Genomic DNA, 24,016 nt, shown 5'->3' on the forward strand with positions numbered 1-24,016 from the left:
GAGAACTTCAGTGAGAAGCCTATTATATCCGGCTATTGTCTTAATGGATCGCTTGAGCTTCGCGATGAAGTTCAGCCTGATCAGTATCTTGTTTTTCGCGCCGATGCTGGCGACAAATTACGTCCTTGTGCGCGACTCTTACGATCAGTTCGTAGCCACCCGCGCCGAGCTTGAAAGTATCGACTTACTGCATTCCAGCGTTGGCCTGCGGCGCGATATCGAAAGTCTTGACAGCCTAGTCGCTATCAACGTTGTACTGGGTATCTCCGGCAAAGGCGGAGACCTCAATGCCCGCGCTACGAAGCTGACCAGCGACATCATCAGCACGTTGCAGGGGCTGAATTCTCCTAGCGACAAGTCCGAAGACGTCGAGCGTTTCAACGCTTCACGAAGAGAACTCCTTGACCAGCTCAAACAGCAGCAAAACGAGAACTCGTTGCGTAGCAAGAGCGAGATTCTCGATAAGGTGCTCACGCAGACCTTGGTGTTCTGCCGGCTGGTCGCCGGGCAGGCTGGTTTCAATCAGGACTACAACCCACAGGTGCGCCAATTGACCGAACTGGTCGTCGGTTCTACGCCGCTGGTAACCCACGCTCTGGCTCAAGGCCGTGTCATGGGCTCCTATTCGCTGGGACAGGGATTCCTTAATTCCGCTGCCAGCAGCAAGTTCGATGAAATACTCCAGCAGCTCGACAAGCTAGACGGTGATTACACGCTCAAGCTTCAGGACGCACTGCAAGGCAGCTCGGCCAAGGACGCCTTGCAAGAGCAGGCCGCGAAAAGCCAAGTGTCGTTAAAACAGGCCAGCCGCTTGTTCGAAGAAAAGGTAGTAATGGCCAGTACTCTGGATATGGCCTGGACCGACTTTTACGACCAGACCACTGCGTCCATGGCGAGCACCTACCAGCTTAACGATGCAACGCTAGTGCTGGTCCGTCATGAACTTGAGCAGAGGCTGCTGCAGAACCGCCTGCATATGGTTTGGCTTGCGGGTGGGCTGGCGCTGGTGTTTCTGCTGATCGTTTATTTGTACGCGTCGTTCTATGTATCGACTGTCAGCACCTTGAAGAGCCTCGGGGCAATGATGGACAAGGTTGCTGCGGGCGATATGACTGTGAGCTTCGAAGCGAAAAGTCGAGATGAGTTGGGGGAACTGGGCCGGGTGTTCAATGGTACTGTAAAAAAAATTCACGGCCTAATCGATCGGGTCGGCCAGACGGTGGTCGAGGTCCAGCGTCAGGCCGATCGGGTCGAGGCAGTTTCCGGCGCCAGCAACCAGGCTGTCGCCGGGCAGCGTGGTCAGATCGAGCAGGTGGCCACGGCGATGAACCAAATGTCTGCCACCGCGCAGGAAGTTGCCCGAAACGCTGCGGCGGCAGTGAGCAGCGCGCACAGCGTGAACGACGAGACGGTAACTGGACGCGAGCTGGTCGAGTCCCAGCTTGGCAGCATCCAGCAACTGGCTACCGAAATAGAAACCTCAGTGCAAGTGATCAACCAACTGGCAACCGACAGCACGGCCATCGGCCAAGTACTTGAGGTGATCAAAAAAATCGCTGGCCAGACCAACCTGCTGGCCCTGAACGCTGCTATCGAAGCGGCGAGGGCAGGTGAGCAGGGCCGCGGTTTTGCGGTGGTCGCTGACGAAGTACGTAACCTCGCCAAACGCACTCAGCAATCCACCGAAGAAATCGAGCACATGATCGTCCGCTTGCAGGGTGGCGTCGGAGCTGCGGTTGCCGCCATGGGTACAAGTCATCGTATGGCCAGCGGCACGTTGGGGCAATCGGACAAGGTGCAGCAGGCGTTGAAAAATATCCTTGGCGCGGTTGGTACCATAGTCGAGCAAAACCAGCAGATCGCCGCCGCAGTCGAACAGCAAACTGCGGTGGCCCGTGATATCGATCAGAACATCGTGGCTATCAACCATGCGGGTGAGCGCACTGCCGAGGGTGCTCACCAGGCAGAGCAGGCAAGCCGTGAACTTGCTGCCCAGGTGGGTGAGCTAAAGTCGCTGATTGGAGCGTTTCGGGTCTAGCGTAGTTCATTCCACCACCCTGACCAGGGCGGCGTCCTTAAACTAAACTTCCGCCAGTTGGTTTCATCGATATCCTTTGAGATGGGACTGCAAACGTAGCTATCCGGCATTGTCGATTTTGTTGACGCTAATGCGAACAAAATAATGCCTGGAAAAGTTTATCGATATCATCCAATAGAATTCCGGTGTATTGCGAATGGCAGTGGCGGGGATTTGAAAGCCAATTAAATTTGTTTCGTTTGCCGAACTAAACTCATCAGCCGTTTAGCGGCGTTTGTGAGCGCATTTGGTAAGTGACCATCACAGTCTGCACTTAAGCGGCCAGCTGGCGAAGTGACCGACAACGCTAAGATCATCTGCCCATCGCTGAAAATCGGTACGCTGAACGCATTTACAGTCTGCAGATGAAGCGGCGACGGCTGGGAGCGTGCAGCTTGAGCAAATCCTCGACTACGTATCACATCCAGTTCGTGCTCGAAGCGCTCTCGTTGCGTTGCCGCGTCCTCACCTTCCTCGCGATATTGGCGCAGTTCTTCAGATATCAAGTTCTTGGTCATCTCGTCAGGCAGAAATGCTGCGAACGCGCGTCCAGTTGCAGATTGCGTGACAGGCATTACTAATCCTAACCGTAACTGCTGGCTCACAGGTTGGCTGGAAGGCTCCCAGTAAATTGCAGTTGGACCGTGATTTCCCCAGACGGCTAAACATAGCGTATGACCACCCATTTCTTCGGCCAATTGTGGTAGTTCTTGGATAACTCGCCGAACGCTGGCCATTTGTGTCGGCGTTGAAGTACCAAGGTGCAACGCGAGCGGACCCAAGTCATGGCTATAGGCGACCATATACTTACCACTACCAAACGCTAAGGGCCGCTTACAGGACTCACCGATACCCTCAACCCGACCAAGAAATACTACGTGATCGCCCCCTGGATACGCTGCTACTTTGGTGCACTCTAGGTGCGCTGCTGCGCCCACTAAAAGAGGAATATCGCCTAGTCCGTTGCTATGAGCAATAGAGCTGAATTTGTCATCTTGTGATTTCGCGAAATGATTGGAAATCGCGATCTGATCATCAGCAAGTATATTGATGGTGAAGCGGTCGCTATCGCGAAAAGCCGGGTAGCTGCTTGAACTCAGAGATTGGCTCCAGAGCACCAACGGCGGATCAAGGGATACAGAACTGAAAGAATTGGCGGTCACGCCAAACGCTTTACCTGATGGGTCACGCGTAGTGACGACGGTGACCCCAGTCAGAAATGTGCCGAGCACGTTGCGTAGCTGGCGTTGATCAAATTCCGTAAAAGTTGTGGTCATAGCGGCTCTCCTGAAGTAGTCCGTCTTGTAGGAGAACAAGTCTAATCACGAGGCAGGACTCTAACAATTTGCGAGTGTCAATCGCTCTATAGGAGCTGCGAATAAATGATCAAGCTTTAGCCGAGGTTTCGGCCGCCTCGAGTGCCATATGTTGGCGCAAGAACTCGCAAAAGCTGGTGACGGCGGTGCTCTGATCGATTTTTTGTGAATAAGCGATTCCAAAGTCACGATGCAGATCCAGTCCTTCCAATAAGACGATCCGCGTTCCTCGTTCATCGTTGCGCTTAGCGATGACATGCGGTAACAGCGTTACGCCCATTCCGGCATCAAGCATCCCGAGTAAGGTGTTCAGGTTGCCGACAGATTTTACCGGTGGCATTACCAGGCCTTGCTGTTCTAACACTTCAGCAATCTGGGCACGAAGCGATCGATATTGCTCAATCACCATCAACGGATAATTCACCAGCATCGCGGGTTCGACGCTGCGAAACTTTGCAAGCGGGTGCTGAGCCGGCACCACTAACACCATTTTTTCGCGCCAAAGTAGCTCCCGTTGGTAGCGCTCACTGCGAGGTTCGAAAGCGATGACAGCGAAGTTGGCCGCGCCGCTGTCTAGAGCAGCAAGGGCTTCGGGGTATTGGAGGTCGAGTAGTTCCACCTGCACGGAGGGATAGCGCTGCGTATAGGCTTGAATTACGGGTGGCAGCGTGAGCGCGGCGAGCATCGGAGTTGCGGCAATCACAACGCATTGGCGCGCCAGTTGGGTCTCATTGCGCAGGTCGCCAATTACTTTAAACAGACCTCGCAGGGCGGTTGAAGCCTCGATTGCCAGGCGTGTGCCATCGGCGGTCAGTTCAACTCTGCGAGTCGTTCGTTCGAGTAGTTGGATTCCGAGGATCGACTCCAACCGTTGCACGCGACTGGTTACAGACGGTTGGGTGACATGTAGTGATTCCGCTGCTTGGCTAAAGCTGCCGCATTCGGCGACCGCAAGGAAGGTTTCCAGTTCGACCAGTTTGATCCCCATCGCCGAAATTGGCTCGTGCAGTGAAGAAATGGAACTCGTCATAGGGAAAAGACACTTTGATGATTTATTTTAATTTCAAATAAGTCTATCGCAGAAGGTGATTTGTTCAAGCGTTATTTATCGCCAAAGATGAGCCCTGCTTTTAGTAAGGTCCTTGTTTCACGGTCACGCTCCATACATTGATGGCGCGGACGCGTTAAACGACCGGGGCTGGGGCATGAGCCTCATCATTTTGTCGGAGAAAAATAAAAATGAGTTCCAAAATACCGCGTCAGATCAGCATGGTCGCCTTTATGCAGGCCCAGAATTGTTCCAATTATGTGGGTTCATGGCGCCATCCTGCGACTATGAATGATTTTATGGAGCCTGAATATTACCAGCGTATCGCACGTACGCTGGAAGACGGTTTGTTCGACATGGCGTTCTTCGACGACCGGCTTGCAATGCCTGATATCTTCGGGGCTGACCACCACGAAACGGTTGCACATGGCATTCGGGCGGTGAAACTCGATCCGACGCCAGTACTAATGGCTATGGCAGCCGTCACTAGTAAGCTTGGTCTCGGCGCAACTTACTCGACCACTTACTACGAGCCGTACCATGTTGCTCGTCTCTTCGCCACGCTCGATCTAATGACAAAGGGCCGCGTGGCTTGGAATGTTGTTACTTCGTTAAATGACTCAGAAGCTGAAAACTTCGGCCGAGACGCGCATGAAGAGCACGACCTGCGCTATGACCGCGCTGACGAATTCATGGAAGTCGTAATGGGTCATTGGGATAGCTGGGAAGATGATGCGTTAATCCTTGATAAAGTGGGCGACCGCTTCGCAGATCCGGATAAAGTGCATCGTCTTGACCACGCGGGGCGCTTCTACAAATCGCGCGGACCATTCACCGTCCCGCGATCCAAGCAGGGAAGCCCAGTGATTCTGCAGGCTGGACAGAGCGGTCGTGGAATGGCATTCGCTGCACGTTGGGCGGAATTGGTGTTTGGTGCATATCCAAATTTAGAAATTGGCAAAAAGCAATATGCCCACTTGAAAGAAGCTACCCAGGCGGCTGGTCGAGATCCAGCAACTGTGAAGGTTGCTCCAGCGGTGAAAATCTTCGTTGCCGAAACCGAAGCGTTGGCAAGAGAAAAGTACGAATACGCTGGCTCATTGGGCCGGCCAATCGATGCGCTTACGCTGCTTTGTGAAGCGCTCAACGTCGACTTTTCGACCCGTCCTTACGATAAGCCATTTAGCGACGCTGAACTGGCCGCAGTATCTTGGCACAGCCTTCGAGATCAGGTCATCCGCATCAGCGGTAAGAAGAACCCTTCGGTACGTGACTTTGTCGAGTGCAGCGGGCGCGGCACCATCAAAGAAGGCCCTGCGTTCATCGGCACGCCAACCCAAGTTGCAGATCAGATGGTTGAGTGGTTCGAGAATTGCTGCGACGGATTTGTATTGCAAGCCACCTCAATGCCCGGGACCTATGAAGATTTTGTCCGCTTAGTAGTGCCTGAACTGCAGCGTCGTGGTCTCTACCGCAAGGAGTATCCGGGCCAGACCTTGCGCGATACGTTGGATATTAAAAGGCCGACAACCCGCGCCTGGCGCAAATACGTCTGAGGATAATGGTCATGAAAGAAATCAAAATCCTCACCCCGATCGGGATGCTTGGCTACGGTGTGCCCGAGGTTGACTTCGAGGCAGGGCTCGAGGCCGGTGCAGATGTCGTGATCGTCGACTCCGGATCCACCGATCCAGGACCTTACCAATTGGGCCTTGGCGAGACTCTTGCCAAGCCCGAGGCATACGTCCGTGACCTGCGTGTGATGCTTAAGGGTTGTACGGCACGCGGCGTGCCGCTGCTGATTGGTTCTGCTGGCGGTCCAGGCACGGCAAAACACGTCGACGACATGGTGGAGACCATTCAGCGTATCGGCGCCGAGTTGGGCAAGTCACTGAAGATAGTTGCGATATATGCCGACGTTGATCCAGGGTTGGTAAGCGCGCGTTTTGCCGCAGGGCGCACTCAGTCTTGTGCCTCAGCTCCAGAGCTAACCCAAGCAGACATCGATCAGAGCGTGCACATTGTCGCTCAGATGGGCGCTGAACCTATTTATCAGGTGCTGCGTGAGCATCCCGATGTAGACGTAGTTGTGGCCGGACGCGCTTACGATCCGGCGCCTTTTGCTGCTTTCTGCATGTTGCATGGCATCGAGCCGGGCATTTACTGGCACATGGGCAAGATAATGGAGTGTGGTGGTGCCTGCGCTGAACCGAAGGGCAAGGTGATTCTCGCCACGGTGCGGGCCGACAGCTTCGATCTGGAACCATTGAATCCAGCCGAGCGTTGCACACCTACGTCAGTCGCTGCTCATACGTTGTACGAGAAGAGCCGTCCAGACTTGCTGGCCGGTCCTGGCGGCGTGCTCGACCTTCGCAGTTCGAAATATGAAGCGCTCGACGACCGCCGAGTCCGCGTCAGTGGCAGCATTTTCCATCCAGCGTCGACCTACCAGGTAAAGCTCGAAGGTGCTGCGATTGATGGTTATCGGACAATCTTCATCGGAGGTGTTCGTGATCCAATCCTGATTGCCATTATCGATAAGGCACTGATTTCCATACGCCAATATCTGCAAGGTTATTACCCTGAGATGGCCAGCGGAGAAGCGCAAATAAACTTCCACGTATATGGCAAGCACGCGGTGATGGGAAAGCGCGAACCCTTAAGTCACCACGAGCCTCACGAGGTTGGCATTCTTGGAGAAGTTACCGCTTCGACACAAACATTGGCCAATGCCATTTGCAGCACTGCGCGCATCGCCATGCTGCACATGCCTTATCCGGGGCAGATGGCAACTGGCGGTAACTTCGCGATTCCGCTCAATCCGCCGGAGAATCCTATTGGTCCTGTTTGCAGATTCTCGCTTTATCACCTGATGGACGTGGAGTCGCCCTGTGAACTGTTTCCAAGCAAGGTGATAGAGGCCCATGTATGACAGCGCTGAAGAGCTTGGCCCAAGTAATACGTAGTAAGAATTCAGGCCCGTTCGAAATTACTTTCGATGTCATTTTCGCTGATCGCCAGCGTTACGAACGTGTCCGCACCAGTCGCGTACTGACGCAGGAGCTGATCACTGAGTTGTACCAGATTCCTCCTGGCGAACTGATTACTTTCATGTTTTTTGAGCCCGCGCTCGCGTTCAAATTCACCATCAAGCGTCATGGCAATCAGGGTGGAATAGGGGAGCGCGACACTTTTGGCGCACAGCAACACGCACTGTTGCTGGACATCGATATTCCTTGAGCTACCGCCGCTCTTCAAAACAAAACCAAGATTCGGAGAGAACCCTTATGAACACACATCAAGCGCCGACGTCACCTACTGATTCCGAGCGGATTGCTGCTTTTGCCTTGCAGCTAGATCTAGATGCAATTCCAGCCGAGGTGCAGATACTTGCCAAGGAGCATCTGCTGGACGTTCTTGGCATTGCCTTGGCTTCCTCTCGTTTCGAATTCGGCCGCGTAGCCATTGAGGGTGCACGCGCACTCGGCAAGGGAGACGAGGCCACTGTATTGGGGACCGGAGAGCGCCTTCCGGCAACTTCTGCCGCGCTGGCTAATGGCATCCTCGCTCATAGTTTGGATTTCGACGATACCCACATTGGTGCTATCTACCACGCCAGCGCTCCAGCCATGGCGGCGGCATTGGCTGCCGGCGAGGCGACCGAAGCCAGCGGCCGCGAGGTTCTGACCGCGTTCATCATTGCTGTGGAGATCGGATGCCGACTGGGCACCGGCGCTGCCGGCAAGCTCCACGTCCGAGGCTTCCATCCAACCGCGCTGTGCGGCACCTTTGCCGCTGCTACTGCTGCTGGCCGCCTCAACAAACTTGGATACCCTGCATTGGTATCAGCTTTGGGGCTGTGCGGAAGCATGGCGGCGGGCATCCTTGAAGTTGGACAGTCTTGGCTTAAGCGCTTGCATCCGGGCTGGGCCGCACATGGAGGTCTGAGTGCGGTGGCGCTCGGGCGAGTGGGTTTCCTTGGACCCAATACCGTACTCGAAGGCTCACACGGCTTTTATGCGACTCACGTGCAATCTGTGCCGCAGGGTGAGCACTCTCCAGCTCATGGTCTCGGCGAGACTTGGCAAACTCTCGGCATCGCCCTAAAGCCATATCCCTGCTGTCATTTCATCCACGGATTTGTCGACGCCGCATTGGAGTTGCGTGGCCAGTTCGACCTGGATGAGGTCGAGCGCATCGAATGCCCGCTGACTGCGATGTTGCACCCGATGGTTGGCGCACCACGCGAGCGTTGCATTGAACCTCCGACCGTCTATGCGGCGCTTTTCAGTGTGCATTATGTGGTGGCGCTCGCACTCACCAAGGGGCGTGTCGATTTGGTAGCGTTTTATGACGAGCCGATCAGCGATCCTAAAGTGCTGGAAGTTGCGGCAAAGGTGCATTGCATCGATGACATCAACAGCGATTTTCCTAAGCATTTTCCGGGGGAGGTGATTGTCACGCTCAAGGACGGGCGCGTCTTTCGTTGCCGTAAGCCCACCAGCCTTGGAACGCCGGAAGTACCCCTGTCGCGGGCCGAGATCGAGGTCAAGTTCTTTGCGAACGCTACCCGTGCGATTAGTCGCGAAGCGGCCGAACAAATCGTTGATGTAGTGTTGAATTTGGAAAAGGCTGAGTCTCTTGGCCAGCTCATGGCGCTTTGCAGCGCCAGTTGATGCATCCGAGGTGCGCTGCTTGCTGGCGCACCGTTCTGCGGCGAGACCTACAGTCAAGCCGAACGATAAAAATAAGAGAGCAGGAGTATTTCTGTGCGTGAACACATCCTTGATGACTCTGCCAATACGGCTGCGACGTCTCTCTCCGATTCCATTTCGGCTGGCGACATCGCCGCCCGGCTCGACCGACTTCCGGCAACCCGCTCGGTTTGGACTATGGTGCTGTTGCTGGCGCTTGGGTCGTTCTTTGAATTTTACGAAATATTTTCTACGGCCTACGTCATGCCAGGGTTGATCGCGAGTGGGATTCTCACTACAACAACGGAAAGTTTCTTCGGTATGACCGGCGCGGCGAGTTACATCGCGGCTACCTTTGTCGGCATGTTCCTCGGCGTTCTGTTGTTCGGCCAAGTCGCCGACCGATTCGGCCGTCGCACTGTTTTCACCTGCGCTCTACTGGGCTACTCGATTGCCTCGGCAATTATGGCCTTCCAGACTGACGCTCATACGCTCAACATCTGGCGACTCGTCGCTGGTGTGTTCCTCGGCGTAGAAATCGTCACCATCGACACTTACCTGAGCGAGCTCGTACCAGCCCGGATTCGTGGCCGCGCCTTCGCCATTCTGAGAATGTGCAGCTTCATCGCCGTGCCCATGGTGGCATTGATCGCCTACCTTTTGGTACCAACCACGTTGCTCGGCTACGAGGGGTGGCGATGGGTCTTCTGGATCGGCTCCTGTGGTGCACTGTTCATCTGGTTCCTGCGCCGTGGTTTACCAGAGAGCCCGCGCTGGCTAGCCAGCCATGGCCGTTTAAAGGAGGCGGACGCGGTCCTGCGTCAATTGGAGGCGAGGGTACAGACTCATTATGGTAAGGCGCTGCCGAAGCCGACGCCAACGCAGGGAGTCGTGCTGAAAACTCGGGAGCAGGTGAGCTTCACCGAAATATGGAGCCGACACTACCGCGGTCGCACCCTGATGTTGCTGTTGTGTCAGGTGGCGATGGGCATTGCACTTTTTGGTTTCTCAAACTGGATGCCCACGTTCCTTGTTGAGCATGGCATTGGGCTCACCAAGAGCCTTGAGTACGGCCTGATAATTTCTTGCGTAACACCTCTCGGTCCATTGGTGGCGTTCTTTTTCGCCGATCGAATTGAGCGTAAATGGCAATTACTCGTTGCTGGTAGCCTGATGATTTTCGGTGGTCTGTTATTTGTCGAGGTGCGAGGTATGTTGCCGCTGATCCTGGCAGGTTCGTTAATCACACTGGGCGCAACCGTCGTGCCGATGGTCGTACATACCTATCAAACTGAACTTTACCCCACCCGCAACAGAGCGCTTGCAACTGGTTTTGTGGTCGCTATTGGGCGGCTCGGTGGGGCAATGAGCGGGTTCCTGATCGCTGCTGCGCTGAAGTATGCGGGCGTGTCCGGCGCACTCATGCTGATCTGCGGTGCCATGGCAGTATCAATGTTGTCGATCATCCTATTTGGACCTCGCACTCGCGGGCGCTCATTGGAAGAGCTTAACCGTTAGGGCCTCCTGAATCAGGCGCCTCACCCCTCATATTCCTCCACTGTACAGGCCGCATAGACTTCTCATTGCATCATGAGAAGGGCTTTGCCCGAAAAGCCCAAATTCACACGGCGTCGAAATCCAGGCCAAGATCGGCCAGCGTCTAGAAGGAAGAGCATGCACAGAGCTTGCGCATTGGACATCCACTCGGCGTCATGGAGGTCAAAATTGTGTGCAAGGCTGATGGCGGTAGGAGTGTCACTGTAATCAGCACCCCTGATTTTAACCCTAGCCCTTGGACTTAGTCGGATCAGCGCTGCGTGGGTAGGTACGTTCCTCTTGAGTCGTGCCATCGTCTTGATGGATTGTGAGCGAAGCCGTCTTACCGTCCAAAATCTTAACTGCAAGCTTCGTAATCTCTTATTTAGTGGCGGCGGTTTTCGATGCGCGCTATGCACCTTGCTTGGTAAGCGCCCAGCCTTTGTCGGTTTTGTTGATGTGAGTTGTTGTCGATTTCATTCTCCGGTTTTTTGAGTTTCACTTGAGGCCAACACGCCTGCGCATTTCAGCCGTAATCGTTTGTCGAGTTTTGTTCAGGTCAGCCCAGGGATCCTTGTCTAACTGACCCAATCGTTCATGGATGTTCTGGATATTCCAGACATTAGCGCCTTTGATCTCCAGCAATTCTTCACGGAAAATCGGCACCGAGACCGGCAAACCTTCGCGGGTGCGAACCCCGTAAGCACATGCAGTCGTTGCGCCCAGGCCGTTTCGCAGGTAGTCGATGAAGATTCTCCCGACGCGGTTTTTCGGCCCGGAAACGGCGGAGAAACGATCAGGGAGTAGTTTGGCGATATGTTTAACAATGGCATGGCTGAAGCTTTTGACGGCTTCCCAGTCGTCTTTTGGCGTAAGCGGCACAACCAAGTGGATTCCTTTGCCTCCGCTTGTTTTCAGAAATGACTTGAGCCCGAGCTCATCCAGAACGGTTAGCGTCAACTGAGTGGCCTCGACCATGCTCTTCCAAGGCAGCACGGGGTCTGGATCGAGATCGAGGATGAAACGGTCGGGTCGCTCAAGATCTTTGGAGACAGCATTCCACGTATGCAACTCGATGGTGCTCATTTGGACGGCACCCACCAGGGCTTCGATGTTGTTGATCAACATCACGGGGTGGCCGGTGTATTCCTTGCCCATGGTTTCAATGCCGGGTATAGCGAGACGGTCTGCATTTTTTTGGAAAAACAATTCACCGGCGATGCCTTCAGGTGCGCGCACCAATGCGACGGGACGATTGGCAAGTTCGGGAAGCAGCCAGTCTGAGACGCCGATGTAGTAATCGGCAAGATCACGCTTGGACGAACCGCTGACGGGGTCGATTACCCGCTCGGGGTGGGTCAGTCTGATCTTGCCAGTCGTCTTGGAGGCAGCTGTTTTAACTTCGGGGGCCTGATTGTCTAGCGGGGTTTTTACAGGTGGTTTGGACGGTGTCTGCTTCTTTTCGGCTATTGGCGGAGCAGGGCGCTCTTCGGTAATTGCCTTCGCCGGCTTGTCATTGCGCATGCCATGAAAAACTGCGTGCCGTACAGAACCTTCCTTGGTGATTTCCGCGAATGCGACTTCCGCCAGCAGTACGGGCTTGAGCCAATGAACCCCTTTGGCTTCAAAGCCTGTTGGTGGATTGACGACCGCCGCCTTCTTCATTTCAAGCGGCACAAGCTGATCGAAGATTGTATTCAACGTGGCTTCGTTGAATCCGGTACCGACTTTTCCCGCGTACCTTAGTTCGCCGCTATCGGCGTCATGCAGTCCCAATAGCAGGGCTCCGAATTTACTGCGAGCGCCCTTGGGTTCGCTATAACCGACCACAATAAACTCTTGCCGCCGTTTGCACTTCAGCTTGATCCAGTCGCCGCTGCGGCGCGAGGTGTATGAGCTGCCGACTCGCTTACCAATCAGGCCCTCCATCTTCATCTGGCAGGCACTGTTCAGAAGAGCATCGGGCTCCTCGCCAAAATCTTCTGAGAACCTGAGTATGTCGTCTTCACTGCGCTCCAGCAGTTGTGATAACGCGGCGCGACGCTGCTGAAGGGGCACTTCCCGCAGATCCATACCGTTGAGATAGGGCAGGTCGAACAGGTAGTAGACGATGTTGCCACTGCGACCAACTTCAAATGCGTTTTGCAGCGCTTGGAAATCGGGAACACCTTCGTCGTTGGCGACGACCATTTCTCCATCTAGCCATGCCGATTCAAGCGCAAGACCGGCGATGGCTTCGGCTTGGCGAGGAAGTTTGTGCGTCCAGTCATGACCATTGCGGGTAAACAACTGAACTTTGCCGGCGTCAATTCTGGCCATGATGCGATAGCCATCAAACTTAATTTCGTAACGCCAATCACCGCCAGGCGCTGACTCCACCAACGTTGCCAATTCTGGTTTTATACTGTCAGGCATCTCGGCTGCTTGGGCCCCGGTTAGTTGAGTGTTGCCAGTCTTTTTCTTCGCAGCCGGTACTGTTTCAACAGGCTTAGGGGCGGCGGCCTTTCCCCCATGAGTTTTGGCGATAATCGTCCGCTCGCTTAACACGCTGTCAGGCAATTCCTTGACGACGTCGTACTCTGATTCAGGGCGGGCGAAATCGTCTTGGTGCTTAATCAAAAACCACGGTTTTTGTTTTCCTTCGCTGTGGCCTTTGACCAAGTTCCAGAGACCGCTGAGCTTTTCTCCCTGCAATTCAAATTTGAGCCGCCCCTGGGAATAGGCCTCGGCGGGGTCTGACAGTGGTTTCCAGACGCCACGATCCCAGACGATCACATCGCCAGCGCCATAATGCCCCTCGGGGATGCTGCCTTCGAACGTTGCATAATCAATCGGGTGATCTTCGACATGCATGGCCAAGCGTTTTACTTGGGGATCGAGTGAAGGCCCCTTGGGAACAGCCCAGCTTTTCAACGTGCCATCCAGTTCCAGGCGGAAATCGTAATGGAGGCGGGATGCGTCATGCTTTTGAATGCAAAATTGTAAAGCCGCTGGCGCTTTTGCCTTGTGGTTTACGGCGAACTTGGTTTTTTTAGCACCCGAAGGCTCCGGGGTGGCTTCGAAGTCCCGCTTGCGGTTGTACTCTTCAAGATTCGGATGGGACTTTGATGCTGAAGGCGCAACGTCAGTCTTCTTTGCGTTTTTCTTGGGCTTTTTCGGGGACTCCGCGATTCTGATCCATGTGGGGGCATGATCACTGGCATGCTCCTCACCTCGCACCCAGGCGTCCACTCCTGCCTCTTGTAGGCGAGGGGCCAGTACCGGGTTTAACAGGAGATGGTCGATGCGCAGACCTGAATTGCTCTGCCAGTGCCCGCGAAAATAATCCCAAAATGTATATACGCGCTCCTCTGGATAAAGATGCCGCAGCGAGTCGAGCCAGCCTTGACCCAAGAGTCGCTCAAAACACTCACGGCTTTCGGGCTGCAGCAGTGCGTTCTTAAGCCAGGAGCGCGAGTTATAGATGTCCATGTCGGTCGGTACGACATTGAAATCGCCCGCAAGAACAACAGGGTGGTCACTGGATTGTAGCGTTTTGGCATGTTCAATTAGATGCTCATACCACCTGAGCTTGTATTCGAACTTTGGCCCAGGTTGGGGATTTCCATTGGGCAGATACAGGCACGCTACGATAAGGCCGTGTGCGGCGGCTTCCAAATAACGGGACTGTATGTCTTTCTCTTCGCCAGGAAGACCTTTCTGGATGAGCAGCGGCTCCGAGTCTCGGGCCAGAATGGCCACCCCGTTCCAAGACGCTTGGCCCAGGTGCAACGATCCGTAACCCGCAGCTTCGAGTTCCCGTGCGGGGAAGTCTTTATCCTGAGCTTTAAGTTCTTGCAGGCAAACGATATCGGGCTGCTCTCGCTCAAGCCACTGTTTAAGGTTCGAGAGCCGTGTATTGATGCCGTTAACGTTGAACGTCGCTACCTTCAGCGTTTTCATCTTCCGTTCCTTCGACTTTTCAAGACCTTCTTATCTGAGGTCTGGCAGTCGAATGAGTTCGGGATTTTGGTGAGCTCGATGTAGCCAGGGAAGAAACTACCTGGCGCCTTCGATATGCTGATCGTCTGGTGTCATTTCGAGCGTTGCCATGCCGCCCGTGGGATTTCGTAGACTGCGCCGGTCAGGCAACTGCGAAGTTATAGATATAAGCCGTGGTCGCCCCCTGTAGCTCAACGTGTATGTCTGAAGTTAGACGACTGTCCTCTCCAAAACAGCGTTCACGCGTTCTTTCCAGATGCAATATTGGCCCTCCAATATCCAAGCGGGCATACCGCTTCCACGCTGAGAATTATTACGACGAACCATCTTCGGTTTCGTCATTTATTGTGACGAAGGATTGAGAAATTCAATGCAGCTGCCACCGAGAGCCACGCCAGGTAGGGGAATAGAATAAGCCCTGTAACGATGTCTAGCTGCAAAGCCATCACGACCATCGCGGCCACAACGATCCACAGCAGAGCAAGAATTACCATCGCAGCGACGATGTGGTTCGCTCCAAAAAACACCGGTGTCCACAACGTATTAAGTGCAATCTGAGCGGCCCATAAAGCCAGCACTGTCTCGCTGCCAGGAAGCAGAGTTAGGCGATATCCTGCCCACGCGAGAAGCAAATAGAGGGTCGTCCAAGCCACCGGAAACGCCCAATTCGGTGGAGTGAAGCTCGGTTTTTGAAGCGCTTCATACCATGCCCCAGGTTTGAAAATGATACCGGTAGCTGCAGCTGCGCAGCATGCTAGAAGAAAGATGAAGAAGGTCATAGGTCGTCCTAGGCCAAATTAATCGGGATGTAGAGGGGGAGTGGGTATCTCGGGATTGGACGCTCATACAAAGAAAAGTCGGTATCCAAGTCTTTGGAGCATCGCCACAGTCGTCCTTTGACAACAAAATAGTGCCCGTCAGGCGTGGTTGGATACATCGTTGGCATTCCTCCGGATGGTTAGCTTACCGCCCAGCGTACTGATGTGCGCAATTGCGAATCCTGTTGGACTGACCCTTTCTCAGGATCACGCGCGGCTGAAGTGCGCGGGTTGAACATGACGGTGATGTAGACGAGCGATCGGCAGCACGGCAATGGCTACAGCTACTGCTGGGGCCTGATGGGGAATGTCTCGGAATCCGTGTTCAATAATAGCGTTTTAGCTCATGCGCTTGGTCAATCATCTAACATCAACGGGGTGCAAGATTTTGAAATCTCACAGGCAAGCTACTTTGTCATTTTTGGCGATGGTATTACCTTTGCTGTCAATAAGGGTCACCGTCACATTCCTGCCGAGGCCACTGCTCTCCACCAAGTCGTAACGTTGATTCGGTAAAAAATCCCTAAAACTGAGAGCCGCAAGGCAAGTACGACGTCTTTCTTGGTAGTCCCATTTGACTATTCCAAGCTCCATTTTGTGTTCTCCGGAAGAAACGATGAAATATTTTAATTTTTTCGATCGTTCTTCGTCTAATCGTCTTGCAATCATCTCGTCACCAGGCTGTGCCTGCAGGTTAACCTTGGATTGGCCATCTTCCAGAGTTGTAGGCTCGGTCGTGCAGCCTGCTAAGCCCTGAAGGAGAATTAAAGTGCAGATGATCTTGATAGGGTTCATAGGTGCTTCTGCTAGAGGCTCAATGAAAGCTAGACCCGCAGGTCGGAACTAATATCCATAGCCGATTCCGAAATTGAACGGAGGATGCCCGTTCCAATGTTTATCGTCTGGACAAAAATAGCTAAGGCTTTTTATTAGAGGCTTCACGCACTATCTGCGTCAAGATTCGAGCGATTGCCGGTCTTTTAAAGTGTTGGCAGCAGGATAGGGCGGTCGTTGGTATCCGTGCGGCGAACACGCCTTCCAGACACCGATGCCAAAGGCGAAGGTGTCCACCTAAACTGAACACCTTCGCCGCCAAATGGCCTGCACTGGCGCAACAGGCGGCCGAAAAAGAGACCAGTTACGCCGATTTTCTGGAGCAATTATTACTCACTGAACAATGGTCTCGATTGGAGCGTCGACGACAGGCCCGGCTCAATTTTTCGGGGCTTCCCGCTGTCAAAACCTTGAGCAATACAATTACACGCTTCATCTGCGCAGCAGACCTGACCCAGTATTTCAGCCGAGTAGTACAGCGCGAAAATTACTGAATATCGACGAGATCGCTCGTTATGACCTTAACTCATGGCCTCATGATTTTTAATGGTTGTCGCCCCTTCAATCCCCAATGCTAAAAAGTCGCAAATCAGCTCCCCAACAAAAAGAGCGTTTGCAACCATGACTCACCATCACTGCCACGTCTTCGCCAGTTACGTACTGCGCTCTTCGAACCCCGATTTTTATCACGCAGCCTACACCTGCGTGCATTTCTGACCACCCAAAATCCCTGAAGAGTAATAACTCATGAAAGAACTCGACTTGTACATCGGTGAAGGCTTCGAAGGTCCAGGCGTCAACGCAGCACACATTAATATTCTTATCGGCCCACGCAATGGCCCAGCGGGTCAGGCTTTCGCAAATAGCCTTGCGTCACCCAGCCAAGGGCATTGCCCGTTCATGGTGATCGCTCAGCCCAATATTCCGGTCAAACCCATGACCCTTTATGTCAACAAAGCAGCCATCGGCAGCGAGTTGCATGGCAATGCAACGTGGGGCGCGTCCCAAGCGGGGATCGCCAAAGCTGTTCTGGAATCGTTGCTGGACGGCACCTTACCGCCTGAAGCCGAAGACGAGTGGGCGATTGTGACCGCGAACTGGGTCAACCCGGCCTGCAACGACCTGGATGCGGTGTACCGCAACAACTACAACGCCTGCCGCACGGCGATTCGAGCGGCCCTTTCCGGTAAACCGGAAAAAGCACAACTGACGGATGTGGTCGACCACATCAGCAACCCTTTCTACACGCCAAAAGCCTGAGGTTTCCCATGCAATATATTCGTTTGGGCAATTCCGGCCTGCAAGTCTCCCGCCTGTGCCTGGGCACCATGAACATGGGCACCCCGGACTGGAAACCATGGATATTCAATGAGCAGCAAAGCGAGCCGATCGTCGCGCACGCGCTGGACAATGGGGTGAACTTCATCGACCTGGCGGACTTTTATTCCGCTGGTGTGGGTGAGGAAGTGGTGGGGCGTATCGTCAAGCGTCTGGCCCGTCGCGAAGACTTGGTCATCACCACTAAAGTCGGTTATGGAACACGCAATGGCCTCAACGTCAGCGGTCATTCGCGCAAGCACATCATGGACAGCATCGATGCTTCGCTCAAGCGCCTGAACATGGAGTACGTCGATGTGTTCATGTTGCATTACTTCGACGTGAACACACCGGTGGAAGAAACCATGTGCGCCATGAACGATATCGTGCGCTCCGGTAAAGCACGTTACATCGGCGTGTCGACCATGCTTACAGGACAACTGGCAAAAGTCCTCTTGGCCTGTGAGCGCAACGGTTGGGTCAAGCCCATCAATATGCAGCTGCAACTTAACTGCGCTTACCGCGAAGAAGAGCGAGAGATGATTCCGTTCTGCCGCGATCAAGGTTTGGGTGTCTCGGTGTTTAGTCCATTGGCCCGCGGGCTGTTGACCGGGGACGTACAGTCGACACGCAACCAGACCGACCTGTTTACCCAGCAGATGTACAGCGACGATGCATCGTTTGCGATTGCCCATTCAGTGCAGCGTGTTGCCCGTGCCCGTGGTGTGTCCAACGCACAGATTGCCCAAGCGTGGGTCGCCAACCATCCAGGGGTGGATTGCATGCTGGTGGGTGCTGACACCACTGCACAATTCGACAGCGCGCTGGCAGCGCTGGAAACCCGATTTGATGCCGACGAATTGCATGAGCTGGAGCGCAATTACACCCCGTGCGACGTGATCAATGACTACACCGCCGGTAAACGTATTTTGCGTACGGCCCGTCCGGGTCTTGAACGTTTCACTTTGACCGAGGCTGTGGCATGAGCGCGCTGATCCGTAACGGCAATTTCATCGACGGCCAGTGGTCCAGTGGCGGCCCGAGTTATCCCGTACTGAACCCGGCCAATGGCGAATTGATCGCAGAGGTACAAAAAGCCGGTGCTGGGGAAACCAATCGTGCCATCGCTGCCGCCCAGCGTGCCTTGCCGGCCTGGCGCAAACTGACCGCCAAAGAACGCAGCCAGCGTCTCAAGCGCTGGAGCGACTTGATGCTCAGTCATCAAAAAGAACTGGCAACTTTGCTCAGCCGCGAGCAGGGCAAGCCACTGGCCGAAGCCATGGGCGAAGTGGTGTACGCGGCAAGTTTCCTGGAATGGTTCGCCGAAGAAGCCAAACGCGCTTACGGCGACGTCATTCCAAGCCATAAGCCTGATGCGCGGATCATCGTCGTCAAAGAGGCCATCGGCGTAGTAGCGGCAATTACCCCATGGAATTTCCCGCTGGCCATGGTCACTCGCAAAGTCGGCCCAGCACTGGCAGCCGGTTGCACAATGATCCTCAAACCCTCGGAAGAGACGCCGTTGTCAGCGTTTGCCTTGGCAGTATTGGCAGAGCAGGCGGGTATACCAGCCGGCGTATTTAACGTCGTTTCCGGTGACGCGGTGGCCATCGGTGGCGCGCTGCAAGCTTCCAGCGTCGTACGCAAACTATCGTTTACCGGCTCCACCCGCACGGGCAAATTGCTCATGCGTCAGGCCGCCGATACCTTGAAAAAGGTCTCGTTGGAATTGGGCGGTAACGCGCCGTTTATTGTATTTAACGACGCCGATCTGGATGCCGCTGTTAAAGGCGCCATGGCCTCCAAGTTTCGCAATACCGGGCAGACGTGCGTATGTGTTAACCGCTTCTTTATCCAAGACGGCGTCTACGAAGCTTTCACCGGCAAACTGGCTGAAGCGGTCGCAGCGATGCGCATCGGAAGCGCCTTGGAAGGCGACACCGAGCAAGGTCCGCTGATTAATGCTGCGGCGCTAGCCAAGGTTGAACTTCACGTCTGTGATGCACTGGCCAAAGGTGCCACGTTGTTGTGCGGTGGTCGCCGTCACGCACTGGGCGGCACGTTCTATGAACCAACAATTCTGATTGATGCCAACAGCGACATGCTGATCGCCCAGGATGAAACCTTTGGCCCAGTGGCTGCCTGTTTCCGATTTCAAGACGAAGCCGAGGTGCTGCAACGAGCCAACGATACGCCCTACGGGTTGTCAGCCTACTTTTACAGCCGTGACATCGGCCGGGTGTGGCGCATGGCCGAAGGGCTGGAGGTCGGTATGGTCGGCATCAACGAAGGGATAATCTCCACTGAAGTCGCTCCCTTTGGTGGAGTGAAGGAGTCAGGGCTGGGCCGCGAAGGTTCTCGGTATGGCCTTGAGGATTATCTGGAGATCAAATACCTGTTGATGGGCGGTTTGTAACACAGCGGCGCCTTCGTACGCGGGGGCGCCTGATGCTCGACGTTTTACTCCCTGAAAAATAAGAAAAAGGAGAAGAATATGTCGGTTCAACCGATAAAGATCGATGACCTGCCCATTGGGCGCTTCCACATCAAAATCGCCGGCCTGACGTTCGGTGCGCACTTTACAGACGGTTATATTCTCGGGCTTATCGGCATCGCGTTTACGCTGCTTAGCCCGCAGATGCATTTGGATGCACTGTGGCAAGGATTGATTGGTGCTTCGGCTCTGATCGGGTTATTTCTCGGTAGTCTGTTCTTTGGCTGGATCGCCGACAAAACGGGTCGGCAGAAGATCTTCCTGGTGAGTTTCGTATTGATCACTGTGGCATCGGTGATGCAGTTCTATGCCCAAACGCCCCTGCAGTTGTTTTTATGCCGAGTGCTTATCGGCATCGGTTTAGGCGGTGATTTCAGTGTCGGCCACGCCATGCTTGCCGAGTTTGCGCCGAAGAAAAACCGCGGTGTGTTGTTGGGATCATTCAGTGTGATCTGGACTTTCGGTTATGTCGCGGCGACGTTCGTTGGCACCGCCATGCTCAGCTTGGGTGATGACGCATGGCGCTGGATGCTGGCCTCTTCGGCGATCCCCGCCGCGTTGATTCTAGTTGCCCGTATCGGCACGCCAGAGTCGCCACGCTGGTTGGTCAATCAGGGGCGCATTGCCGAAGCCCGAGCCATCGTCAAGAAGCACTTGGGTGACAACGTCGAACTGGACGAAACCCAATCCACTGAAACGCGTTCTGGCTATGCGGTGCTGCTAAGCCCCGAATACCGTAAGCGTACCGCTTTCAACTGCCTGTTCTTCGTCTGCATCGTGATGCCGTACTTTGCTATCTACACCTTCCTGCCGTCGATCCTGAGCAAGATGGGTTTAGCCGAAGGGTTTGGTACTGAATTGATGCTGAACATGCTGTTGATTTTGGGCGCGCTGATTGGCATCTGGTGCACGGTAAAGTTTTCGCGCCGGGGATTCTTGATCAACGCATTTATTGTTCTCGCGGTGGCCTTGCTGATCCTCGCGGTACTGCCGAACAACGCGGCATTTTTCATGATTTTGGCGTTTGGGGTCTTCACCTTGGTGCTGTCGGCGGTGAGTAACCTGGTGGGAGTTTTCCCGGCTGAAAGTTTTCCGACCGAGGTTCGTGCCAGTGGCATTGGTCTGGCGACAGCAGTGAGTCGCCTTGGCTCGGCGATCAGTACGTTCCTGTTGCCGGTCAGTGTGGCAGGAATAGGTTTGAGTCCCACCATGGGCATTCTCGCGGCTATTTTGACCCTAGGTGCGATCATTTCCTGGGCCTGGGCACCGGAAACCAAATCCCTCACGTTAAGCCAAGCATGCAAGGTCCAGGGCACGGCGCAGGTCACAGCTCCGATCCCTGTTCAGGGCAGTCCTTCAACGGCGGTCAACGTGGCGGTGCCACTGGGAAGCTGAAGGCCATCGCCAGTGAAAAAGGGCTCTGTGATGAGCTGGAATCCGCACCTTCAAGGGTTGCTCACCAGCCCCAACCACTCAGTAAACAACCGCACTTTCGATAACCCCAGCTTGTCATTGGCCACGTCCAACCAATATCCATAAGGTCCGATCACCTCCACCGGGGTGATTGGCAGTAGGCTGCCGTTGGACAGTTCCTTTTCGATCATCTGCCGGTCGATGACCGCGAGCCCGCCTCCTGCCAATGCTGTGTGAATGACTTGGTCCAGGGTGCTGAATTCCAGTCCTTGCCCGGCATCGATATCGTCACGACCCATGGCCGCCAACCAGTTCTCCCAGACTCTCAAACGCTTGCCGTCGTGCAGAATGTGCAGCAATGGATGCTGCTGCAGATCCGGTGGCTGACCGTTGACGAACAACTCCGGGCTCGCTACCGCCATGTGTCGTTCCATCACCAATAATTGACTGCTGCAGTGACTGGCGGCTTCGACACCAAAGCGGATATGGCAGTCGAGTTCAGCGAGGTTATCGTGGCCATTTTGGTGGGTCACACTCAGGCTGATATCAGGGTAGCGCTGGCAGAATGCGCGCAGGTGCGCTGACAAATAACGCGTGGCCCAAGTCGGTGGCGCCACAATTCGCAAGCGCTGGCGCAAGTTGGGCACTCGCACAGATTGCAGGGCACGTTCGATGTGGTCGAACGCTTGCTCCAGATGAGGGGAAAGGGCAATGCCGGTTTCGGTCAGCGACAGTCCTTGCGGGGTACGGATGAAAAGAGCGTGGCCAAGGTAATCTTCGAGTTGCTTGATCTGCCGGCTGACGGCACCTTGAGTGACGTTCAAACCCAAGGCAGCTTGGCTAAAGCTGCGATGCCGAGCAACCTCTTCGAAGACCCGCAGCATATTCAGCGAGGGCAGTTGACGCATGAAAGGATGACTCCACACCTGCCGCCGGTGTTGCGTGGGGCTGGTTTATTGTTTTTGTGGGTGACGCTTCTGTGGTGCTTATCTGACGCTATCTGTAGGGCGTGGTGCAAGGAGTTGTAGTTATTTTGTGTAAGGGGGCCGCCAAGTCTTATGCCTTTACCTCATCTTGTAGGGGCTGCCGAAGGCTGCGATTTTTCCTGACCTGATGAAGGCGGTTTGCCAGGCCATCAGCGCGGTTGGTAACGCGGGCTACCTGAACAACTTTGGTGCGGCATTCGCTGGCAAGCCAGTCTCCTACAGGATTTGGTCAGCCCCAACTAGCCAACCAAACACACATCTTCTGTAGGCGCGAACTTGCTCGCGATGGAGCGCGAAGCAGCGGCGCCGTATTACCGTTAACAAGCTACACGCCGCGCTTTTGCCCTTAGAAGTAATACCCGATATTCGTATACAGCTGATTCTCCCAATGGTTTGTCCCACCGGCGCCCAGGCTCTGCGTATAGCTGCTGCCACCAATGTATGGGTCGTTCTTGCCGTACAGCCATTCTGTGGCGATCCACAGTTTGCTGAACGAGAACGAGGTGCCGAAGATTGCCCGTTGTGAGGTGTTGAAATCGTCGTCTGATTTCACGAAGGCGCTGTAGTTGGCGTACAGCTTGACCCCACTGATCAGGTCAAACAGGTGCTTGCCTTCGACGTCGTAACTCAGGTCCGCCACGTACAGGTTGCCACGGGCGGCAACGTTGTAGGTGCCGTCGTAGCCGCCAACGGTGACCAGCGCGTCGGTGCCGGGGTTACGCGGTGACATCTGTTGGCGCGTGGCCTGTACCTGCACGCCCCACGGGCCATTTTTGCCGAGGTAATGCACAGCCACCGCGTTACGACGACCGGTGTTATCGGTATCACTGTTTTTTAGTTCCGAGGTCAGGCCGGAAATGCCAACTTCGGATTTCCAGCCACCGATGTCCAGTGCCTTGGCCACTCGCAGGATCACGGTGTTGCGTTCCTGGTTGTTGCTGCCATCGACAACGTAGCTGTCAGCTTGGGAGATAGCGCTGGAGTAGGTATCGCCCTTGCTGGTGCCTTTGCCTTGCCAGGCAGGACGCAAGTAATAACCTGCCTGCACGTTCCAGTCGCCGATTTGCTGGATGTATTTGGTACCTACTTCCTCCAAGTCCTCCAAGCCGATGACGTTACCCAGCGTTTCATAGAAGGTGCTGCCAAAATAAGGCTGCAGGCCAAATGGCACCTGATTCAGGCCGACCTGGATTTGCTGGTTTGGATTGAATTTATAGCCGACCCAGGCAGACTCGGCAAAGGCTACATCGCCGACGTTATTGGTGTACTGGTAAGGATAAGCCCGCCCGTAAAAGCGGTACTTGGCCGCGCCGATCCACGTGTCAGACGTGTACTTGGCAGTGAGGAATGCCGTGTCGAAGTTAAACTTCTGAATGTCGCGGTCAGGGTCGTAGTCCCAACGGGCACGCACTGCGCCACCGAGGTCGAGGTTGTCGGTCACCTGTATCGCCATGGCTGGCGCCGCGAAGGCCCCTAATACGGGAATTAAAGCAATGGAACGG

18 protein-coding genes and 1 pseudogene are annotated in these 24,016 nt (G+C 54.6%); 11 read left to right on the plus strand and 8 right to left on the minus strand.

Annotation, left to right across the window (positions count from 1 at the left end; all coding sequences use genetic code 11):
* Window positions 1-1,333 precede the first annotated feature (1,333 nt).
* Window positions 1,334-2,038, plus strand: a complete 705-nt coding sequence (locus RHM59_RS25325) for a methyl-accepting chemotaxis protein (protein ID WP_416195074.1) — start codon at window positions 1,334-1,336, stop codon at window positions 2,036-2,038.
* A gap of 224 nt (window positions 2,039-2,262) precedes the next feature.
* Here RHM59_RS25325 and RHM59_RS04220 read toward each other — a convergent pair whose 3' ends face one another.
* Window positions 2,263-3,354, minus strand: a complete 1,092-nt coding sequence (locus RHM59_RS04220; RefSeq protein WP_322170421.1) for a flavin reductase — start codon at window positions 3,352-3,354, stop codon at window positions 2,263-2,265.
* A gap of 109 nt (window positions 3,355-3,463) precedes the next feature.
* A complete protein-coding gene (locus tag RHM59_RS04225) occupies window positions 3,464-4,423 on the minus strand; it encodes a LysR family transcriptional regulator (RefSeq protein WP_322286024.1) in 960 nt (319 codons plus the stop codon).
* A gap of 209 nt (window positions 4,424-4,632) precedes the next feature.
* Between RHM59_RS04225 and RHM59_RS04230 the strand changes: the two genes are divergently transcribed.
* The 5 genes from RHM59_RS04230 (at window position 4,633) to RHM59_RS04250 (ending at window position 10,653) form a co-directional block, all read left to right on the plus strand.
* On the plus strand, window positions 4,633-5,997 hold the full coding sequence (locus tag RHM59_RS04230) for an LLM class flavin-dependent oxidoreductase (RefSeq protein ID WP_322286025.1): 1,365 nt from the start codon (window positions 4,633-4,635) through the stop codon (window positions 5,995-5,997).
* 11 nt (window positions 5,998-6,008) lie between these two features.
* Window positions 6,009-7,373, plus strand: coding sequence for an acyclic terpene utilization AtuA family protein (locus tag RHM59_RS04235; RefSeq protein WP_322286026.1), 1,365 nt, complete (start codon window positions 6,009-6,011; stop codon window positions 7,371-7,373).
* Window positions 7,370-7,681 carry a DUF4387 domain-containing protein gene (locus RHM59_RS04240; RefSeq protein WP_322170410.1) on the plus strand — a complete coding sequence of 104 codons (312 nt, stop codon included), beginning with the start codon at window positions 7,370-7,372 and terminating at the stop codon, window positions 7,679-7,681. Before RHM59_RS04235 ends, RHM59_RS04240 begins: the two co-directional genes overlap by 4 nt.
* A gap of 47 nt (window positions 7,682-7,728) precedes the next feature.
* Window positions 7,729-9,117 (plus strand): MmgE/PrpD family protein, encoded by a 1,389-nt coding sequence (locus tag RHM59_RS04245; RefSeq protein ID WP_322286027.1) that lies wholly within the window; start codon window positions 7,729-7,731, stop codon window positions 9,115-9,117.
* A 93-nt stretch (window positions 9,118-9,210) separates the two neighbouring features.
* Window positions 9,211-10,653: an MFS transporter gene (locus tag RHM59_RS04250; RefSeq protein ID WP_322170404.1), complete on the plus strand. Its 1,443-nt coding sequence runs from the start codon at window positions 9,211-9,213 to the stop codon at window positions 10,651-10,653.
* Between the two features lie 267 nt (window positions 10,654-10,920).
* Here RHM59_RS04250 and RHM59_RS04255 read toward each other — a convergent pair.
* From RHM59_RS04255 to RHM59_RS04270, 4 genes and pseudogenes are all read right to left on the minus strand, one after another.
* Window positions 10,921-11,151: pseudogene (locus RHM59_RS04255) on the minus strand (DUF2188 domain-containing protein).
* 18 nt (window positions 11,152-11,169) lie between these two features.
* On the minus strand, window positions 11,170-14,613 hold the full coding sequence (gene ligD, locus RHM59_RS04260) for a DNA ligase D (protein ID WP_322286028.1): 3,444 nt from the start codon (window positions 14,611-14,613) through the stop codon (window positions 11,170-11,172).
* A 377-nt stretch (window positions 14,614-14,990) separates the two neighbouring features.
* The gene (gene tspO, locus RHM59_RS04265; protein WP_322286029.1) at window positions 14,991-15,431 is read right to left on the minus strand and encodes a tryptophan-rich sensory protein TspO; all 441 of its coding nucleotides are present in this window, start codon (window positions 15,429-15,431) and stop codon (window positions 14,991-14,993) included.
* Between the two features lie 435 nt (window positions 15,432-15,866).
* A complete protein-coding gene (locus tag RHM59_RS04270; RefSeq protein ID WP_322170396.1) occupies window positions 15,867-16,265 on the minus strand; it encodes a hypothetical protein in 399 nt (132 codons plus the stop codon).
* A gap of 311 nt (window positions 16,266-16,576) precedes the next feature.
* Between RHM59_RS04270 and RHM59_RS25330 the strand changes: the two genes are divergently transcribed.
* The 5 genes from RHM59_RS25330 to RHM59_RS04290 all read left to right on the plus strand — a co-directional run bounded on the left by RHM59_RS25330 (window position 16,577) and on the right by RHM59_RS04290 (window position 21,510).
* Window positions 16,577-16,798, plus strand: a complete 222-nt coding sequence (locus RHM59_RS25330; RefSeq protein ID WP_416195075.1) for an ATP-binding protein — start codon at window positions 16,577-16,579, stop codon at window positions 16,796-16,798.
* Window positions 16,799-17,051: 253 nt separating this feature from the next.
* Complete coding sequence (fae, locus tag RHM59_RS04275) at window positions 17,052-17,564, plus strand: formaldehyde-activating enzyme (protein ID WP_322170393.1); 513 nt, start codon at window positions 17,052-17,054, stop codon at window positions 17,562-17,564.
* Between the two features lie 8 nt (window positions 17,565-17,572).
* Window positions 17,573-18,607 carry an aldo/keto reductase gene (locus RHM59_RS04280; RefSeq protein WP_322286030.1) on the plus strand — a complete coding sequence of 345 codons (1,035 nt, stop codon included), beginning with the start codon at window positions 17,573-17,575 and terminating at the stop codon, window positions 18,605-18,607.
* The gene (locus RHM59_RS04285; protein WP_322286031.1) at window positions 18,604-20,037 is read left to right on the plus strand and encodes an NAD-dependent succinate-semialdehyde dehydrogenase; all 1,434 of its coding nucleotides are present in this window, start codon (window positions 18,604-18,606) and stop codon (window positions 20,035-20,037) included. The genes RHM59_RS04280 and RHM59_RS04285 overlap by 4 nt, the downstream gene beginning before the upstream one ends.
* A 78-nt stretch (window positions 20,038-20,115) precedes the next feature.
* The gene (locus RHM59_RS04290) at window positions 20,116-21,510 is read left to right on the plus strand and encodes an MFS transporter (RefSeq protein ID WP_322286032.1); all 1,395 of its coding nucleotides are present in this window, start codon (window positions 20,116-20,118) and stop codon (window positions 21,508-21,510) included.
* Between the two features lie 50 nt (window positions 21,511-21,560).
* Here the strand turns inward: RHM59_RS04290 and RHM59_RS04295 are convergent, their stop codons facing one another.
* Both RHM59_RS04295 and RHM59_RS04300 read right to left on the minus strand, forming a co-directional pair.
* Complete coding sequence (locus RHM59_RS04295) at window positions 21,561-22,436, minus strand: LysR substrate-binding domain-containing protein (protein WP_322286033.1); 876 nt, start codon at window positions 22,434-22,436, stop codon at window positions 21,561-21,563.
* 424 nt (window positions 22,437-22,860) lie between these two features.
* Window positions 22,861-23,967: a hypothetical protein gene (locus RHM59_RS04300; RefSeq protein ID WP_416195051.1), complete on the minus strand. Its 1,107-nt coding sequence runs from the start codon at window positions 23,965-23,967 to the stop codon at window positions 22,861-22,863.
* Window positions 23,968-24,016 lie beyond the last annotated feature (49 nt).

The organism is Pseudomonas sp. MH10 (assembly GCF_034353045.1).
In the GTDB taxonomy this organism is placed as follows: Bacteria; Pseudomonadota; Gammaproteobacteria; order Pseudomonadales; family Pseudomonadaceae; genus Aquipseudomonas.

Bases quoted from the DNA above. Each gene is read 5' to 3' on its own strand.
- RHM59_RS25325 (WP_416195074.1), top strand. From the start codon at position 1,334: ATGTCTGCCACCGCGCAGGAAGTTGCCCGAAACGCTGCGGCGGCAGTG.
- RHM59_RS04220 (WP_322170421.1), bottom strand. From the start codon at position 3,354: ATGACCACAACTTTTACGGAATTTGATCAACGCCAGCTACGCAACGTG.
- RHM59_RS04225 (WP_322286024.1), bottom strand. From the start codon at position 4,423: ATGACGAGTTCCATTTCTTCACTGCACGAGCCAATTTCGGCGATGGGG.
- RHM59_RS04230 (WP_322286025.1), top strand. From the start codon at position 4,633: ATGAGTTCCAAAATACCGCGTCAGATCAGCATGGTCGCCTTTATGCAG.
- RHM59_RS04235 (WP_322286026.1), top strand. From the start codon at position 6,009: ATGAAAGAAATCAAAATCCTCACCCCGATCGGGATGCTTGGCTACGGT.
- RHM59_RS04240 (WP_322170410.1), top strand. From the start codon at position 7,370: ATGACAGCGCTGAAGAGCTTGGCCCAAGTAATACGTAGTAAGAATTCA.
- RHM59_RS04245 (WP_322286027.1), top strand. From the start codon at position 7,729: ATGAACACACATCAAGCGCCGACGTCACCTACTGATTCCGAGCGGATT.
- ligD (WP_322286028.1), bottom strand. From the start codon at position 14,613: ATGAAAACGCTGAAGGTAGCGACGTTCAACGTTAACGGCATCAATACA.
- tspO (WP_322286029.1), bottom strand. From the start codon at position 15,431: ATGACCTTCTTCATCTTTCTTCTAGCATGCTGCGCAGCTGCAGCTACC.
- RHM59_RS04270 (WP_322170396.1), bottom strand. From the start codon at position 16,265: ATGAACCCTATCAAGATCATCTGCACTTTAATTCTCCTTCAGGGCTTA.
- fae (WP_322170393.1), top strand. From the start codon at position 17,052: ATGAAAGAACTCGACTTGTACATCGGTGAAGGCTTCGAAGGTCCAGGC.
- RHM59_RS04280 (WP_322286030.1), top strand. From the start codon at position 17,573: ATGCAATATATTCGTTTGGGCAATTCCGGCCTGCAAGTCTCCCGCCTG.
- RHM59_RS04285 (WP_322286031.1), top strand. From the start codon at position 18,604: ATGAGCGCGCTGATCCGTAACGGCAATTTCATCGACGGCCAGTGGTCC.
- RHM59_RS04290 (WP_322286032.1), top strand. From the start codon at position 20,116: ATGTCGGTTCAACCGATAAAGATCGATGACCTGCCCATTGGGCGCTTC.
- RHM59_RS04295 (WP_322286033.1), bottom strand. From the start codon at position 22,436: ATGCGTCAACTGCCCTCGCTGAATATGCTGCGGGTCTTCGAAGAGGTT.
- RHM59_RS04300 (WP_416195051.1), bottom strand. From the start codon at position 23,967: ATGGCGATACAGGTGACCGACAACCTCGACCTCGGTGGCGCAGTGCGT.